Consider the following 15707-nt stretch of genomic DNA (forward strand, 5'->3'; position numbering starts at 1 on the left):
AGCGGCCGCCACGGCGTGACGATATCTGCCACTCCGGCCGCCGTAGGATTGTCCCTATGCTTTCCGACGCCGTCCCTTCCCTGCGCTGCCCGGTCTGCAGGGGTCCTTTTGGACTAAGCGGGGCGGCGCCGCTTTCCCTGGTTTGCGTCGCCGGCCACAGTTTCGACGCCGCCAAACAGGGCTATTTCAACCTGCTCACGGGAAAGGGCACCGTCTTCGAGGCGGACACGGCAGAGATGGTCGCGGCCCGCGACGATTTCCTGGGCGCGGGCCACTACGCTCCGCTCGCCGAAGCCATCGCGGAGGAGGCGGCTCCGGTCCTGTCGGTGCCGGGCTCCCTGGTCCTCGATTCGGGGACAGGCACCGGCCACTACCTGCGGACAGTGCTGGAACGCACTCCTGCGGCAGCCATTGGCATCGATATCTCGAAGTTCGCCCTCCGCCGGGCCGCACGGCTGAATCCCGGCGCCGTCAATCTGGTGTGGGATATCTGGCGACCACTGCCCATCGCCGACCACTCCGTGGATGCCATCATCGTGGTCTTCGCGCCGCGGAACCCCCCGGAATTCGCCCGCGTCCTGCGTCCAGGCGGCCGGGTGATCGTGGTGACTCCGCGCAACGGACACCTTGGGGAGATTGCGGAACGCACCGGAATGCTCAACATTGAGCCGGGAAAAGAAGAACGACTTACCGAGTCCATGCAGGAGTTCTTCACTCTCGCGGACACCATTCACCTCGACGTGGACCTCAAGCTCGGTGGGCGGGACATCGCCGATGTCGCCTTCATGGGACCGGCGGGTCATCACCTGGAACGCGCCGCCCTTCTGGCGTCAACGGCCTCGGAAACGTCCGTTCAAGCCACCGCGAAGTTCACCCTCGGCGTTTTCACAGCGCCGTAGCAAGGCGCCTAACGGGAACCTTCGCGCCGGGCTAGGATGGAAAAATAGCGACTGTGATCTTGCCGACGCTGCAGTCCGGATCAGGCCGGCTGCCGCCGCAAGTCCGGAAACAGGGGGAACGATGTTTGAATGGCTTGGCAGCAACTGGTGGGCCCTCTGGCTCACGGTGTTTCTCGCTTTCGCCGTGGTGGAGATGCTGACGCTCAGCTTCTTCTTCATCATGCTCGGGGCCGGCGCGCTGGCTGCACTCGTCGCTGACCTTGCCGGAGCCGATCTGTGGTTGCAGATTGTGGTCCTCTGCATCGTGTCCCTGCTGATGATCGCGTTCGTCCGTCCTATCGCACTCAAGCATCTGCACATAGGGCCCGCCGAGCAACGCACCAACGTGGACCGCTTGATCGGCCAATCGGCGCTGGTCATGGAGCCCGTCAGCGCGACGGCGGGACTCGTCAAAATCGGTGGCGATGTGTGGAGCGCCCGCAGCGCGGCGGAAATCATCGACGCCGGCCAGACCGTGCAGGTCACCAGGATTGACGGCGCGACGGCGGTAGTCGCCCCGACAGCGGAAAACAGCCCGCACTAGCAGCGTCCCGCCATGGCTTACGCCACGACGTTCGACGACGAGCGTTCGGCGACTGGCGACCGGCATTTTGCCGCACACATACCGCATCAAAAACGTAACTGGGGAATGAAGGAGATGTATGGACAGCTTGGGAGGAACTGCAGCCGCGATCGTGCTGCTAGTTCTCGTCATATTCGTCATTATCGTTTTGGTCCGCTCGATCAGGATCATCCCGCAAGCGCGCGCCGGCGTCGTGGAACGCCTCGGTAAATACCAGCGCACGCTCAACCCCGGGCTCACCATCCTGATCCCGTTTGTCGACCGCTTGCTGCCGCTGTTGGACCTTCGAGAACAAGTGGTTTCCTTCCCGCCGCAGCCGGTGATTACCGAAGACAACCTGGTTGTATCGATCGACACCGTGGTCTATTTCCAGGTCACGGATCCGCGGGCAGCGACCTACGAGATCGCCAACTACATCCAGGCTGTTGAACAGCTGACCACCACGACGCTCCGTAACGTCGTGGGCGGCTTGAATCTTGAAGAAGCACTCACTTCGCGCGACCAGATCAACGGCCAGTTGCGCGGGGTCCTGGACGAAGCCACGGGACGCTGGGGAATCCGCGTTTCCCGCGTGGAGCTCAAGGCAATCGACCCGCCGCACTCCATTCAGGACTCAATGGAGAAGCAGATGCGGGCCGAGCGCGACCGGCGTGCTGCGATTCTGACGGCCGAAGGCACCAAGCAATCGGCGATCCTCACGGCCGAAGGCCAGCGGCAAGCGGCAATCCTCGCTGCAGAGGGTGACGCGAAGGCGGCCATCCTCCGCGCCGATGGCGAAGCGCAGGCCATTCAGAAGGTCTTCGACGCCATCCACAAAGGCAACCCGGATCAAAAGCTGCTTGCCTACCAGTACCTCCAGACCTTGCCGAAGATTGCGGAGGGCTCATCCAACAAGCTGTGGATCATCCCGAGCGAGGTCGGTGAGGCCCTCAAGGGCATCGGCGGAGCGCTCGGTGGCGCCAACGGCGGATCCGGCGTCGCTGACCTGTTCAGCGATTCCAAACAAGAACCGTCCGCGTAACTACCGACAGTTTGAACGGGGACCGGCCACAATCTCTCTGGCCGGTCCCTTTCGCTTTGTCCTGTCAGCTTCGATCCGCGTATAATGGTGTATTTGTCCGGCCGGTTCAATCCGAACGGAACATTAACGCTTGGTCAGGCGTTTCATCTAGTGATGCAACGTGTGCAGACAGTAGTCCGGGCGACGCCTCGCGGCGTCCGGCTAGCGCGGAGCATGGTTCCGCGAACAGACAGAGGGAGTAATCATGAGCGATCGCAGCCTGCGGGGCATGCGTCTTGGCGCCCAGAGCATGGAAACCGAATCCGGCGTGGAGCCGGCGCCGCGTCAGAGGGTTGAATACCGCTGCGCGGACGGAGAGCAGGTCTTCGTTACCTTCTCCTCCGAAGCCGAGATCCCTCCTGTCTGGGTTTCCAAGACCGGCAAGGAAGCGCTCCTGGTTGATGGTGAACGCCCCGTTGACACCAACGAGAAGGCCGTCCGCACCCACTGGGACATGCTGCTGGAACGTCGCAGCCTTCCCGAGCTCGAGCAGATCCTCGAAGACCGCCTGAACATCCTGCGCGAACGTCGCGGGGAACGCCGCTCGGCATAACGCCGCAATTCCCAAAGGGCGCCGTTCCTCAGCGAACAGTTGCCGAGGGAACAGTTTCACGATAAAAGTCCGGGTCCGCACTCTTCAGAGTGCGGACCCGGACTTTTCCGTTGCATTTAGTGCATCTTCGTGGCTTCCGGTGGTTGGGTGGCCCATTCGGTCTCGGTGGCCCGCATCCAGGGATATGGCAGGAGTTCGGCTAGACCGACAGTTCCAACCTCTCCCCCGGCATCAACCAGGACCGTTGCCCCGGCTCCGTAGTTCCGCAGCAGCTCCCGGCAGACGCCACAAGGATTCGTGACCTGCGGTTCTCCGTGTTCGTCCATGCTGACTGCGACGGAGGACTCGATGGAGGCTTCCTGGGCAATGCGGGCATTGGCGAGGGCGCTGGATTCGGCACACACGTTGATTCGTTTGGAACCGATGTGAAGGCCCAGATAGATCGCCCCTGACGCGCCCCGCATCGCGGCAGCGACACGATGGTTCTCGCTGTGATGAGCCGTGAGGAGCAGTTGGCGGGCCGCGGCGTAGAGCTCTACGTCGGACTGACTGAGGTCAAACGAGATCACGTTCCTAGCTTCCAATGAAGATGCCGCTCTTCCTGCGTGCCAGCAGGTAGAAGACAATGCTCAGCACGGACAGCACCGCGACGTAAACCGGGAAGATCCACGATGCATTCATGGACTGGAGCCAGACCAGGAGATAGGAAGCCGTACCACCGAAGACGGCCACACCAATCCCGTAACCAAGGGAAGTTCCGGCGCCTCGGCATGATTTGGGCATCAGGGAACTGGTGACGACGTTGTACAGGGTCATGTTCAGGACAAGGACAACCGAGCCGCCCAGGAGGACCGCGGCGAACCCGCCGATGCCCGGACGGACGTACATCAGCATCAGGAAGACCGACGGAATCGACAGTGCGCGGGTGATCAGGAACCACTTCGAAATCGACTTGCCGTCTGCGAACTTGCCGACTACCAGGCTGCCGACAACCAGCACGGCTCCAAGAATGGTGGTGAGGGCGAAGACAGCGGTGGCGTCTTCTTTGAAGCCGCTGCGGGCCGCAGTGGGCAGGCCGGTGTTCCAGGCGTAGTTGTAGGCTTGCGCTGCTCCAACCACGAAGGTTATGGCCAGCACGCTCAGCCAATGCTTGCGCACGCCGCCCCAAACAGCTTTGGAGGAGTTCTCCGCGAGCTCCTCGGGCCGCATGGTTTCCGGAAGAGTGCGCCGAAGGTAGACCACGATGAAGCCGAAGATCGCTCCCACGATGAAGGGAACACGCCAGCCCCAGTCGGCCATGACAGCCCCGCTCAGCATCAGGCTGCACAGGTAGCTGACCAGCGAAGCGAGGAGAATGCCCGAGTTGACGAAGAAGGAGATGATGCCCGCGACGAACCCTTCGCGTCCCACGGGAACCAGTTCGACGGCGTGCGCGGTGGAAAGCGGAGCTTCAACACCGGTGGAGATGCCCTGCACGATGCGGCAGACCAAGAGGATGACGCCGGCGGCGCCGCCGATCTGCTGGTACGTCGGACACAGGGCGATGATCAGCGTGGTGATTGCCATCATCATGATGGACCAGAGCATCACTTTTCGACGGCCGATTCTGTCGGCGAAAGTACCGAGCAGGACGCCGCCCAAGGGACGGAAGGCGAAGCCGACGGCGAAGACGGCCAGGGCGTTAAGCGTTGCGGCGGTGGGGTCCTGCGAGGGGAAGAACTTTGGCCCGATGAAGGCCGACAGGAGTCCGAAGACCATCCAGTCGTACCACTCAAGGGTGTTCCCGAGTCCGAGGCCCAGCAGCCCACGGCGGATTTCCGGAGAGAGCCGGGATTTCCGGGCGCTTTCCGGGCCATTCTTGACGACAGTGTCAGTCATGATTCTTTCCTTCCTCCGCACCTTCGCGGTGCGTGAGGGTACGGATCACCGTTGACATCCAGGGGGAATCGACGGTGATCGAAACTATCATTTTGGCTTGGTCCGGCAAGGCCGAACCAGCTCACCTCATGGGAAGCGAGTTAGCCCAGATAGCTACGCGTGCCTCTTCGTAGCGCTTTGAAGCAAACGGGGACACCCAGTCCCGTAAGAGGGAGCGTGGACGGCTTGCCTGGGTGCCGCAGGATCAGAAAGGGAAACACGAGGGTGGACGTGGGGCCGGGCTGGGCCTTCCGCCAGAAGGCTGAAGCGCCAACGTCTCTGATCGTGTTGCAAACTTCCCCAAGTGATGCGACTCACTTAACTATATTGAAGATATTCACCAGGTCAATGCTTTTTGGTAAATAGCCTTCGTTGCCCCGCGTGCATTGAAGAGTCTGCCGCGGCAGCGGCGTCAGTGAACTCGGAGAACGAGAAAATTTCGCCGAACCATTGATTCGCTAAAATTTTTCACTATAGTTATGTGAGTCAGCTCACCGAGAGAAAGCTGGATCATGACCAACGAGATCATCACGGCATCCTCACCTGCCGGCACGAGCGCGCTTCTGGCAACTGTCGGCAACAAGGTCCGCACGATGCGCAAGGACAAGGGGATGACCCTTTCCAAACTCTCGGAGATCACCGGTCTCAGCCCGGCGATCGTCAGCCAGATCGAACGCGGGCTGGCCAACCCATCATTCACCACCTTGGCGCAGCTGGCTCACGGCCTGGACATTCCTGTGGGGAAGTTCTTCCTCGGCCAGGAAGAAACCAGGTCGCCGGTTGTCCGCAAGTCCGAGCGGCGAAACCTCAAAGGCGTCACCAAGAAGTCCGTGGGAGAGGCAGTCTATGAACTCCTGACCCCGGACCTCAATGGCGCCTTGGAGGCCCAATGGATCGTGAGTCCGCCAGGCCACGACACCAGCGCCACCCCTTTCCGCCACAGCGGCGAGGAGTTCGGCATCATCTTGTCGGGAAAGAAAGACATCTTCCTCGACGGCGAGTGCTACACGCTTGAGGCGGGCGATTCGATCACCTTCTCCTCGGATACGCCTCACTGGTACAAAAACAGCTACGAAGAGGTATGCGTAGCTATCTGGGTCAACGCCCCTCACGTATGGTGACCAGCCGGCGCTAGCCGCCGCTCGCTCCCATACACGTACGGACCCTTGGACGTCCGTTCGCAAACATCTCAATCTTCCGTGTCCAGGTCCCCCATGACCTCTACTCGGCATGCCCTCCGCCAGGCTTGGTCCGCTGCGCACATCGCCGCGGGCTCCTCCTGAGCACCCCGTCTATACCCCGGCAACCGTTCCAACGGAATGCCCGCCGGGAAGTAAGGATCCTCCACCATGAACTCCTTTGCCACCACATCGTCACTGGAACTCAGTACGACGACGGCGGACCTCACCGCACCCGTCATCTCCCGCTCCAACGTCCTCGTGGTCGGCGGTGGGCCCGCCGGCGTGGCCGCCGCAGTTACCGCAGCACGGTCCGGCGCATCCGTCACGCTCCTGGAGCGCTACTCCTCGCTCGGTGGACTTGCCTCCGGAGGCATGGTCCTGGTGCTCGACGACATGATCAACGGCCAGGAAATCACGGTGACCGGCATCGTTTCGGAGTACGTGGAACGGCTGCAGAAGCTCGGCCTTGCTATCGTTCCGCCTGCCGATGACCGCAAGACCTCCGAGGAACTCTGGAACAAGTGGGGCCGCTACGGCACCTTCGACTTCCACTCCCACACCAACCCCAAGCCGATTTGCTACGCCGCAGCCTTCGATCCGGACGGCTGGAAGCGCGTCTCCAACGACCTTGTCCGCGAAGCCGGAGTCAACCTCCGCCTGCACTCGTGGTTCTCCCGCCCGATCGTGGACAACGGCGTGATCAAGGGCGTCATCTGCGAGACCAAGTCCGGCCCGCAGGCGTTCATGGCGGACATCGTCATCGACACGACCGGTGACATCGACGTCGCCTCCCGTGCCGGCGCCAGCCACATCAAGGACAGCTATCTCACCACCCTCGTCTTCCGCCTGGGCAACGTGGACACGGCCGCCGCAGAAGCTTTCGAGCAGGCCAACCCGAAGGAGGCCCGTGCCATCAACCGCACCATCAAGCGCCTCCTTGGCGGCGCTTGGGAACTGTGGTGGCTCAAGACGCCCATCGACGGCGTCGTCTGGTGCAACGCTCCCCACATGACCGGGTACGACGGCGTGGATCCGGCGGACATGACCGCCGCAGAGTTTGCCGCGCGCGACCGTATCACCGAGGCCGTGGAGTACGTCCGTGCCCACCTGCCCGGCTTCGAGAACTGCTACATGCTGGACGTCGCCTCCCAAATGGGCGTACGGCAGACCCGCCTGCTCGAGGGCGAATACGTCATGACCAAGGACGATGTCACCTCCCGCCGCCACTTCGCGGACACTGTGGCCCGCGGCCGCGATTACTACTACCCGTACCGCTCGCTGCTTCCCAAGGAAGTGGACCAACTCCTCGTCGCCGGCCGCCACTACTCCGCCACCCCGGAAGCGCAGAAGATGTCCCGCGAGATCCCGCCCTGCATGGCCATGGGCCAGGCAGTCGGCGTCGCCGCGGCTCTCGCGGTCGAAAACGGCACCCTCGTCCGCGACGTTTCCGCGCTGGACATCCAGCAGGGCATGCGCCGGCACGGTGCGGACCCGGGCGACATCCCGTCGTCGAACGCTACAGTCGACAGCGAAGCGGTGGTGGGGGCATGAGCACCGACACGCTTCTCGATGAGTTTGAGGAAACCACGACGGCGGCGCCCGCCGGCGCCGCCAAGTCCAACGGCATCCCGCTTCCGCTCGACGGCATCAAGATCGTGGACTTCACCCAGGTGTTCATGGGACCGTCCTGCACCCAGCTCCTGGGCGACTACGGCGCGGACATCATCAAGGTGGAACGTCCGGGCGCCGGCGACATTTCGCGCAATTCGTTCCCGGACAAGGACGGCCAGGACAACCCCATCTTCCTGTCCATCAACCGGAACAAGCGCAGCGTTTCCGTGGATACCCGCACCGACGAGGGCAAAGCCGTCCTCCGCCGGGTCATGGCTGACGCCGACGTCGTCGTCAGCAATTTCCGTTCCGGCGTGATGGAGCGGATGGGCTTCGGCTACGAGGAACTCAAGGCGGGGAACCCCGGAATCATCTGGGCCTCCGGCACGGGCTTCGGCCCGGTGGGACCCTACTCGCACAAGGGCGGCCAGGATGCGATCGCACAGGCGTACTCCGGCGTGATGTGGCGGCGCGAGTCGGACGACCAGAAGCCGGCCATCTACCCCACCACGTTGTGCGACTACATCACGGGCATGCACCTCATGCAGGGCATCCTGCTGGCACTGCGCACCCGGGAGGCGTCCGGCGTCGGGCAAAAAGTCGAGGTGACAATGTACGACTCCATGCTCCACCTGCAGATGCAAGAGGCGTGCATGCAGCTAAACCGCGGCTACGAAGTCAATTGGGGCGCCATGCCGCTGAGCGGTGTCTTCGAAACCACCGACGGCGCCGTCTGCATGGTGGGCGGCTTCACGCCTGATCCGCTCGCTCGGATTTCCGAAGCGCTGGGCCTGGACGAGGACCTCACCCAGCGGCCGGAGTTCGCCAACCTGGAGCAGCAGTTCAAGCACAAGCCGGCCTTGCAGGCGATCTTCCGGGAGCGGATGGCCACAAACACTACCGAGTACTGGACCAACCAACTGGAAAGCCAAGGCCTGCTCAACGCGCCTGTCCACACCCTGGAACAAGCACTGGCCGATGCCCAGACGGAGGCCAACGGCATGATCGTGGAAGCCGAGCACCCGGGCGTCGGCACCGTGAAGATGCTCAACGCACCCATTCGCTTGTCTGCTACCCCGCCTTCCGTCCGGCGCGTGGCGCCGCGGCTCGGTGAGCACAATGTGGAGGTCCTCCTGGAGAACGGCTTCGACGCTGAAACCATCGAGCGCCTGCAGAAGTTGGGAGTGCTCCGGTGACCGTGTCGATGGAAGAGAAGACGATCGTCGACCAGGTCACGCTGACCATCGAGAATTACGTGGCCACGGTGGTCATCGACCGCCAGCACGTGCTCAACGCCGTCGACGGGACTGCACAAGCCCGGCTCAACGAGATCTGGAGCCAGATCGAAGCCGATCCTGACGTGCGCGCCGTCGTCATCACCGGGGCCGGCACGCGGGCGTTTTGCGTCGGGGCGGACATGTCCGCCTCTGCCGTGGACAAGACCGGCCTGCAGTATTGGGCGGAGCTTGACCCCAACGGTTTCGGCGGACTGAGCCTGCGCACGAGCCTGGACATTCCGGTGATTGCCCGGGTGAACGGCTATGCGCTGGGCGGCGGCATGGAGATGGTGCTCGGCGCCGACATTGTGGTCGCCGCGGACTCGGCCCGCTTCGGCCTCACCGAACCGCGGGTCGGGCGCTTGGCGCTCGACGGCGGTATCCACCAATTGGTGCGCCGCGTCCCCTACACGCAAGCGATGGGCATGCTCCTCACGGGCCGCAAGGCCGAGGCTGCAGAGATGCAGTCGATGGGCCTCGTCAACGAGGTGGTCCCCGCCGAAGAGCTCGACGCCGCGGTGCAGCGCTGGGTGGACCAGATTCTCGCCTGTGCACCCAGCTCCGTCCGGGCCGTCAAACAAATGGTCAGCAGGACGAGCCACTTGAGCGCGGCGGAAGCCCGCGGCCTCAGGCTGCCGGCACTCATGGCCGCACTCGACAGTGAAGACTCCGCCGAAGGCGTGCTCGCCTTCCAGGAAAAACGCCCGCCTGTGTGGCCGGGCCGCTGAATGCAGCATGAACAGATGCAAGACCCCGAACTTCAGCACGAACGGAAGGACAAACCAATGCGGGAAGCACTAGCACCCGGAGTGTGGGGCGTCGTCGCCACTCCATTCCAGGGCAGCACCCTCGATCTGGACACCGACAGCCTGGCCCGGTTGGTGGAGCACTATGAATCCATCGGTGCGACAGGGCTGACTGTCCTGGGTGTCTTCGGCGAGGCGGCCGCCCTGACCGCAGCGGAGCGCAGCCTGGCGCTGGAAGTGGTGGTCGAAGAAACCCGATTGCCTCTCGTGGTGGGTGTGACCTCGCTCTTCACGGGCACGGCAGTCGAAGAAATCCGCGCCGCCCAGGCCGTGGCTGGCGACCGGCTCGCAGCCGTCATGGTGCAGGCCAATTCGGCCCGGCCGGAAGTTGTGATCGCGCACCTGAACGCCATCCACCAGTCCACCGGGGCCAAGGTCGTCCTGCAGGACTACCCGGTGGCCAGCGGCGTCAGCATCGGCACCGAAGCACTCATTTACGTGGTCCAGGCGTGCAAGTTTGTTGTCGCGGTCAAGGCCGAGGCCCCGCCGACCAGTGTGGCCATCGCCCAACTGTCGGCCGCCGTCGACGTCTCGGTGTTCGGCGGGCTGGGAGGTCAAGGGCTGCTGGACGAGCTGGTGGCCGGCGCCGCCGGCGCCATGACGGGGTTCTCCTACCCGGAAGCCCTCGTTGCCTGCGTCCGCGCGTGGCAATCGGGCGGTTACGACGCTGCCCGGGACGCGCTGCTCCCGTACTTGCCGCTCATCAACTTCGAGCAGCAGGCCCGGATCGCTTTGGCGGTCCGGAAGGAGTGCTTCCGTGAGCGGGGCTTCATCAAGGACTCCGGCGTCCGGCCGCCGGCGACTCCTTTCCCGGAGGTCCTCAGGAACGGAATGCTGACGCATCTGGCTGAAGCGGCCCACGCTTTGGATCTCTCCCTTACCCCCGCCGAGCAGACAGCAGGAAGGCTCTAATGGATTTCGGAATCAGCGGCAAGACCGCCTTCGTCGCCGCCTCGACGGGAGGGCTGGGACTGTCCGTCGCCCGCGGGCTCGCGGCCGAAGGCGTCCGGGTTGCCATCACCGGCCGCCGCGGCGAGCTGGCCGAGAAGATCGCAGCAGAGCTGCAGGCCGACGGCCACAGCGCCGTGGCTGTCGAGGCCGACCTGAGCACAGCGGACGGAGTGACCGCCGCCGTCGAACGCGCAGTGGAACTACTCGGTCCCATCGACATCCTTGTCCTCAACGGCCCCGGTCCCAAGCCGGGGGCGGCCGCGAGCCTTGGCGCCGACGACATCACCGCCGCGTTCGAGCTGCTCGTGAAGCCGCACCACGCGCTTGTCTCGAAGATCCTGCCGGGGATGCGGGAGCGGCGCTGGGGACGGATCCTTGCCATCGGATCCAGCGGCGTTGTGGCACCCCTGCCCAACCTTGCCGTCTCCAACACGGGCCGCGCAGCATTGGCGGGCTACCTCAAAACCCTTGCGGCGGAAGTGGCTCTCGACGCCGTCACGGTCAACATGATCCTGCCGGGACGCATCGCCACCGATCGCGTCGCCGAACTGGACCGGGCGGCGGCCAAGCGCCGCGGCACCACGCCCGAGGAAATCCAACTCGAATCCCGCAAGACCATTCCGGCCAGACGCTACGGCGAACCGGAGGAGTTCGGCGCCGCCGCTTCTTTCCTCTGCAGCGCCCCCGCTTCCTACATCACCGGCGTCGCGCTTCGCTGCGACGGGGGCCTGATCCGGAGCCTCTAGGTCCGGCCGTCCTCCCGAACAGCCCCAACACCCAATCCCAACCGCTAAGCCAAAGGATGACCATGACTTCCACCGCCACCGAATCGGCAACGTCCGCCCGCCAGGATGTTGCCGCCGCGCAGCACCTGATCAACGGCGAATGGACCGGAGAACCCGAAATCCAGCGAATCAACCCGGCCCGCCCTGATGAACTCGCCGCACTCTCCCCGCGAGGCACCGCCGACGACGTCGACGAGGCCATCACCGCCGCTGCCGCCGCCCAGCCAGCTTGGGCAGCCCTGCCCGCCCCTGCCCGCGGCGCCATCCTCATGACCGCCGGCAACCTGCTCCTCGAGCGCCAAAGCGCGATCGCCGAGGACCTCGTCCGCGAAGAAGGGAAGACCCTCGCCGAAGCCAAGGGAGAGGTCAAGCGTGCCTCGGACGTGCTGCGCTTCTTCGGCTCCCTCGGCTGGGGCGCCACGGGCGAAGTACTTCCCAGTGGGCTCCCGGATACCACCATTACCACCCGGCGCGAGCCGCTCGGCGTCGTCGGGCTCATCACCCCGTGGAACTTCCCCATCGCCATCCCGGCATGGAAGGCCGCCCCCGCACTCATCAGCGGTAACGCCGTGGTCATCAAGCCGGCCGAACTCACCCCGCTCTCCGCGACGCACCTTGCCCGCGCCCTCCACGACGCCGGTGTACCCGCAGGAGTCTTCAACGTGGTCCACGGAAAGGGCCGCGTGGTGGGAGACGCTTTGGCACGCGATCCCCGCATCGCCGGGCTGTCCTTCACCGGATCCACCAAAGTGGGGCTTGGGCTCCAGGAAATCCTGAACGCCCGCCGCGCCCGCGTCCAGCTTGAAATGGGCGGCAAGAACGGCGTCCTAGTGCTCGACGACGCCGATCCGCAGAAGGCCGCCGCGGTAGTCGCAGCCGGTGCGTTCGGACTCACGGGCCAGGCGTGCACCGCGACGTCCCGCGTGTACGTCACCCCGGGTGTCCGCGACGCGTTCCTCGAAGCCCTTGTTGCCGAGGCCGCGGGCTACACCGCCGGTGACGGGCTCGACGGCGCCAAGATGGGCGCTGTGGTGAGCAGCCAGCAGTTCGAACAGGACCAGGCAGCGGTGCGCACCGCCGTCGAACGCGGCGCCACCCTCCTTCACGGAGAGTACGACGGCGACCCCTCCGGAGCGCTGCTCTTCCCTGCCGCGGTGCTCACCGATATTGCGTTTGACGACGCTGCCGTGACCGAGGAAATCTTCGGTCCGGTAGTCGCGGTCCTGCAGGTCCCCGATTACGAGGCCGGACTCGCCGCCATCAATGATTCCCGCTATGGCCTCACCGCAGGCATTTGCACCGACTCCCTGGCCTTGGCCACGGATTTCGCCGCACGCGCGCAGGCGGGCGTGATCAAGGTCAACCGTCCCACGGCCGGCCTGGACTTGAACGTGCCGTTCGGTGGCGTGAAGGACTCCTCCACCAACACCTTCCGCGAGCAGGGCAAGTCCGCACTGGACTTCTTCACGTGGGGCAAGACCGTTTACACCGGTGTGTAGCGCGTCATGACCTACGTGATCGCGCAGCCCTGCGTGGACGTCAAGGACAAAGCCTGCATCGACGAATGCCCTGTGGATTGCATCTACGAAGGCGAACGCTCGCTCTACATCCACCCCTCCGAATGTGTGGACTGCGGCGCCTGCGATCCCGTCTGCCCGGTGGAGGCGATCTACTATTCGGACGATGTCCCGGATGAGTGGGCAGATTATGTCCGGGCCAACGTCGAGTTCTTCGAGGAACTCGGATCCCCGCAAGGAGCCTCGGCGCTGGGAAACCTGGGCCGGGACCACCCGGTGGTTTCAGCGGCACACGTCCCGGGCTGACGTTAGGCGGCCAGCCTGGCCTGGATCGCCCGTCGAAGCGACTCCAGGCTGGGCAGGCCCCTTAAGCCATCGGCCGTACGGTAGACGCGACACGCCATAGCCGGTTCCGCGGTGGACGGGTAGAGGTCAGTTCCGTCCACCATGAACGTCGGGGATCCGTGGAATCCGGCCATTTCCGCCTCTTCGTCGCTCACAATCTCCCTGACCGAAATCAAGGCCGGGTTGTTCCCTTCCAGCTCCACGGCCCGGGAGAAAAGTTCGCGGGCCGCCGAGCTGTGGGGACAGTCCTGGATGGTGAGCAATTCGAAATCCATGACCCCATTATCCGGCTTTGACCTGTCCGGCTCACAGCAGGTCGGCGTGATGCTCTGCGACGACGTTCGGATGGGCCCGAAGCCGGTACCGGAGGGCGTTGTCCCCGTAGGTTTCCAGAATCGGACTGTTTGTCGGGTCAACGGACAAGCCACGGGCTTTTGCCTGGAACTCAGGGCTCACGGCAAGCTGTGGCATGGTCGCGTCCAGTGCGGGGTTGTAGAAGAAGGGAAGCGAAATCCGGTCCGTGCCTCGAAGGGGTGAGATGACCCGGTGCAGGGTGGCCTTGAGGTAGCCATTGGTGGCCAGTTCCAGCATTTCGCCGATATTGACCACGAAAGTCCCCGGCACTTGTGGGGCGTCGATCCATTTCCCCTGGTACTCGACCTGGAGACCGCCTTTCCCGGGCTCAACCAGGAGAAGCGTGAGCACTCCCCCGTCACGGTGGGATCCTACGCCCTGCTTGGGTTCCGGGTTCGACTCCCCCGGATATCTCACAATCTTGAGGACAGGGAAAGCGCGCTCGGCGAATGCCGCATCAAAAGTGTCCTCAGGTGCTCCGAGCGAAACTGCCAGTGCCCGTAGCAACGCAAGCGAGATGGTACTCAGCCGTTCGGTCCATTCCGAGACAATGTCCCGCATCTCGGGCAACGCCTCCGGCCACAGGTTGGGCCCCTCCAGACGCCAATATTCGGCAACGCCAGGGCCCGGCTCAACAGCATCGCGCTCGACGCCGATGTCGATCTGCTCGCGCCAGTCGATCCCGCCGTCGGTGAGCTCGCCACCAACGCGGGTGTAACCGCGGAACTGGGGGCTGTGGACATTCTCGATCGCGAGCTTTTCCTCTTCCGGCAGCTCGAAAAAGCGGCGCGACACGTCGAGAATCGCGTCCGTCAACTCCTGCGGGATGCCGTGGCCGGCTAGGTAGAGGAAGCCAACCTCATGCATGGCATCTCGCAGTTCGTCACGGAATCGTGCGGCTTCTTCCGGGCCTGCATCCAGACGGGAGAAATCGATCACGGGCAATGTATCGAGAGTCAATGCACTTCGTCCTTTTCATCGAGTGTCGCCGTCGTGTTCATCGAGTGTCGCCGTCGTGCGGATGATCCCTACGCTTCAGTTCGGCTGTTTGGGACGCCACACGCCGAAACGGTTGCCGTGCGGGTCCAGGAGGTGCGCGAACTCGATCGCGCCGTTGTCAACGAACGGAATGGCTACGCTTGCACCGAGAGACTCGGCTCTGGCGATCGCGGCTTTGACGTCGTCAACCTGGACGTAGAAGATCGCCCACGACGTTCCCTCGAGCGAGGTCGTGTCCCACAGCCCGCCCTTGTCGCCATTCACCATCTGGTAGCTGGCAGGAGAGGACTCACCGAAACCCCAGTCGAAGAGCGAGCCGTAGAAGGCCCGCGTGCCCTCCGGATCGGGGGAACCGACTTCGAAGTAGTTCACTATGGAGGCCAAAACTGTTTCCTTTCCACTTCCCTCGCTGAAAGTCGGAAGCCGCCCGCGAGACCTGGGGGCGGCCTTTTCGAATGGTTAGGGCATGACCTTGTAGAGATCGACGACGGTCTCTTCCGGGGGTGACTCGAATCCACCCGCGATGCCCGCCTGCATGCGGGGCATGAGAATGCTGTCGCGGAATTTCTCCCAACTTTCTTTCGACTCGTGGACGGCCATGATCGTCCAACCGCCCGCCGACGGGCCTGCTGCGTGGAAAGTCTGGCCCTCGGGCAAGAGCCCCTCTCCTGGGTGAACAGCGGCTATTGACGCCTCGTATTGGTCCTTGGTGCCTCCCGGGAAGAAGTGCACCACTCCGTACGGCTCCATATCTGCTCCTTGCTGGTGTGGATGGGTGTGGACATGCCAAGCAATAGACCCCGCCGCCCGGGATGTCAATGAGTTTTCAA

18 protein-coding genes are annotated in these 15707 nt (G+C 63.9%); 12 read left to right on the top strand and 6 right to left on the bottom strand.

From position 1 onward, the window contains the following. Window positions 1–56: 56 nt before the first annotated feature. The 4 genes from VLA65_RS08310 (at window position 57) to VLA65_RS08325 (ending at window position 3134) form a co-directional block, all read left to right on the top strand. Window positions 57–899: a methyltransferase domain-containing protein gene (locus VLA65_RS08310; protein WP_332602211.1), complete on the top strand. Its 843-nt coding sequence runs from the start codon at window positions 57–59 to the stop codon at window positions 897–899. A 121-nt stretch (window positions 900–1020) separates the two neighbouring features. Beyond that, window positions 1021–1482: an NfeD family protein gene (locus VLA65_RS08315; protein ID WP_332602212.1), complete on the top strand. Its 462-nt coding sequence runs from the start codon at window positions 1021–1023 to the stop codon at window positions 1480–1482. 118 nt (window positions 1483–1600) lie between these two features. Continuing rightward, window positions 1601–2542 (top strand): SPFH domain-containing protein, encoded by a 942-nt coding sequence (locus VLA65_RS08320; RefSeq protein WP_059389984.1) that lies wholly within the window; start codon window positions 1601–1603, stop codon window positions 2540–2542. A gap of 244 nt (window positions 2543–2786) precedes the next feature. Next, complete coding sequence (locus tag VLA65_RS08325; RefSeq protein WP_059389983.1) at window positions 2787–3134, top strand: RNA polymerase-binding protein RbpA; 348 nt, start codon at window positions 2787–2789, stop codon at window positions 3132–3134. Between the two features lie 116 nt (window positions 3135–3250). On the opposite strand, the gene VLA65_RS08330 is transcribed toward VLA65_RS08325, so the two are convergent. Beyond that, on the bottom strand, window positions 3251–3703 hold the full coding sequence (locus tag VLA65_RS08330) for a hypothetical protein (RefSeq protein ID WP_306959873.1): 453 nt from the start codon (window positions 3701–3703) through the stop codon (window positions 3251–3253). Window positions 3704–3707: 4 nt separating this feature from the next. Beyond that, window positions 3708–5012 (bottom strand): MFS transporter, encoded by a 1305-nt coding sequence (locus VLA65_RS08335; protein ID WP_059389981.1) that lies wholly within the window; start codon window positions 5010–5012, stop codon window positions 3708–3710. A 551-nt stretch (window positions 5013–5563) separates the two neighbouring features. Between VLA65_RS08335 and VLA65_RS08340 the strand changes: the two genes are divergently transcribed. The 8 genes from VLA65_RS08340 (at window position 5564) to fdxA (ending at window position 13485) form a co-directional block, all read left to right on the top strand. Continuing rightward, the gene (locus tag VLA65_RS08340; RefSeq protein WP_059389980.1) at window positions 5564–6172 is read left to right on the top strand and encodes a helix-turn-helix domain-containing protein; all 609 of its coding nucleotides are present in this window, start codon (window positions 5564–5566) and stop codon (window positions 6170–6172) included. Window positions 6173–6400: 228 nt separating this feature from the next. Continuing rightward, window positions 6401–7783: an FAD-dependent oxidoreductase gene (locus VLA65_RS08345; RefSeq protein ID WP_332602213.1), complete on the top strand. Its 1383-nt coding sequence runs from the start codon at window positions 6401–6403 to the stop codon at window positions 7781–7783. After that, window positions 7780–9039 carry a CaiB/BaiF CoA transferase family protein gene (locus VLA65_RS08350; protein WP_332602214.1) on the top strand — a complete coding sequence of 420 codons (1260 nt, stop codon included), beginning with the start codon at window positions 7780–7782 and terminating at the stop codon, window positions 9037–9039. The genes VLA65_RS08345 and VLA65_RS08350 overlap by 4 nt, the downstream gene beginning before the upstream one ends. A gap of 8 nt (window positions 9040–9047) precedes the next feature. Further along, window positions 9048–9848 (top strand): enoyl-CoA hydratase-related protein, encoded by an 801-nt coding sequence (locus VLA65_RS08355; protein ID WP_442880272.1) that lies wholly within the window; start codon window positions 9048–9050, stop codon window positions 9846–9848. Between the two features lie 57 nt (window positions 9849–9905). Continuing rightward, the gene (locus tag VLA65_RS08360) at window positions 9906–10838 is read left to right on the top strand and encodes a dihydrodipicolinate synthase family protein (protein ID WP_332602216.1); all 933 of its coding nucleotides are present in this window, start codon (window positions 9906–9908) and stop codon (window positions 10836–10838) included. Then, window positions 10838–11623 (top strand): SDR family oxidoreductase, encoded by a 786-nt coding sequence (locus VLA65_RS08365; protein WP_306959885.1) that lies wholly within the window; start codon window positions 10838–10840, stop codon window positions 11621–11623. Before VLA65_RS08360 ends, VLA65_RS08365 begins: the two co-directional genes overlap by 1 nt. A 62-nt stretch (window positions 11624–11685) precedes the next feature. Next, entirely contained in the window at window positions 11686–13161 is a 1476-nt protein-coding gene (locus tag VLA65_RS08370; protein ID WP_332602217.1) for an aldehyde dehydrogenase family protein, read from the top strand. A gap of 6 nt (window positions 13162–13167) precedes the next feature. Beyond that, window positions 13168–13485, top strand: coding sequence for a ferredoxin (fdxA, locus tag VLA65_RS08375; RefSeq protein ID WP_059389976.1), 318 nt, complete (start codon window positions 13168–13170; stop codon window positions 13483–13485). Between the two features lie 2 nt (window positions 13486–13487). Here fdxA and VLA65_RS08380 read toward each other — a convergent pair whose 3' ends face one another. From VLA65_RS08380 to VLA65_RS08395, 4 genes are all read right to left on the bottom strand, one after another. Beyond that, window positions 13488–13799: a hypothetical protein gene (locus VLA65_RS08380; RefSeq protein WP_284989055.1), complete on the bottom strand. Its 312-nt coding sequence runs from the start codon at window positions 13797–13799 to the stop codon at window positions 13488–13490. Window positions 13800–13830: 31 nt separating this feature from the next. Beyond that, on the bottom strand, window positions 13831–14838 hold the full coding sequence (locus VLA65_RS08385; protein WP_332602218.1) for an isopenicillin N synthase family dioxygenase: 1008 nt from the start codon (window positions 14836–14838) through the stop codon (window positions 13831–13833). Window positions 14839–14913: 75 nt separating this feature from the next. Further along, window positions 14914–15261: a VOC family protein gene (locus VLA65_RS08390; protein ID WP_332602219.1), complete on the bottom strand. Its 348-nt coding sequence runs from the start codon at window positions 15259–15261 to the stop codon at window positions 14914–14916. Window positions 15262–15336: 75 nt separating this feature from the next. Continuing rightward, a complete protein-coding gene (locus tag VLA65_RS08395; protein ID WP_059389972.1) occupies window positions 15337–15627 on the bottom strand; it encodes a hypothetical protein in 291 nt (96 codons plus the stop codon). Window positions 15628–15707: the final 80 nt, after the last annotated feature.

It is taken from the genome of Arthrobacter sp. S2(2024) (genome assembly GCF_036662515.1).
Taxonomy (GTDB): domain Bacteria; phylum Actinomycetota; class Actinomycetes; order Actinomycetales; family Micrococcaceae; genus Arthrobacter.

Coding starts and splice junctions, on each gene's coding strand:
- VLA65_RS08335 (WP_059389981.1), bottom strand. CDS start 5,012: ATGACTGACACTGTCGTCAAGAATGGCCCGGAAAGCGCCCGGAAATCC.
- VLA65_RS08320 (WP_059389984.1), top strand. CDS start 1,601: ATGGACAGCTTGGGAGGAACTGCAGCCGCGATCGTGCTGCTAGTTCTC.
- VLA65_RS08340 (WP_059389980.1), top strand. CDS start 5,564: ATGACCAACGAGATCATCACGGCATCCTCACCTGCCGGCACGAGCGCG.
- VLA65_RS08380 (WP_284989055.1), bottom strand. CDS start 13,799: ATGGATTTCGAATTGCTCACCATCCAGGACTGTCCCCACAGCTCGGCG.
- VLA65_RS08360 (WP_332602216.1), top strand. CDS start 9,906: ATGCGGGAAGCACTAGCACCCGGAGTGTGGGGCGTCGTCGCCACTCCA.
- VLA65_RS08310 (WP_332602211.1), top strand. CDS start 57: ATGCTTTCCGACGCCGTCCCTTCCCTGCGCTGCCCGGTCTGCAGGGGT.
- fdxA (WP_059389976.1), top strand. CDS start 13,168: ATGACCTACGTGATCGCGCAGCCCTGCGTGGACGTCAAGGACAAAGCC.
- VLA65_RS08395 (WP_059389972.1), bottom strand. CDS start 15,627: ATGGAGCCGTACGGAGTGGTGCACTTCTTCCCGGGAGGCACCAAGGAC.
- VLA65_RS08350 (WP_332602214.1), top strand. CDS start 7,780: ATGAGCACCGACACGCTTCTCGATGAGTTTGAGGAAACCACGACGGCG.
- VLA65_RS08345 (WP_332602213.1), top strand. CDS start 6,401: ATGAACTCCTTTGCCACCACATCGTCACTGGAACTCAGTACGACGACG.
- VLA65_RS08365 (WP_306959885.1), top strand. CDS start 10,838: ATGGATTTCGGAATCAGCGGCAAGACCGCCTTCGTCGCCGCCTCGACG.
- VLA65_RS08370 (WP_332602217.1), top strand. CDS start 11,686: ATGACTTCCACCGCCACCGAATCGGCAACGTCCGCCCGCCAGGATGTT.
- VLA65_RS08315 (WP_332602212.1), top strand. CDS start 1,021: ATGTTTGAATGGCTTGGCAGCAACTGGTGGGCCCTCTGGCTCACGGTG.
- VLA65_RS08325 (WP_059389983.1), top strand. CDS start 2,787: ATGAGCGATCGCAGCCTGCGGGGCATGCGTCTTGGCGCCCAGAGCATG.
- VLA65_RS08355 (WP_442880272.1), top strand. CDS start 9,048: ATGGAAGAGAAGACGATCGTCGACCAGGTCACGCTGACCATCGAGAAT.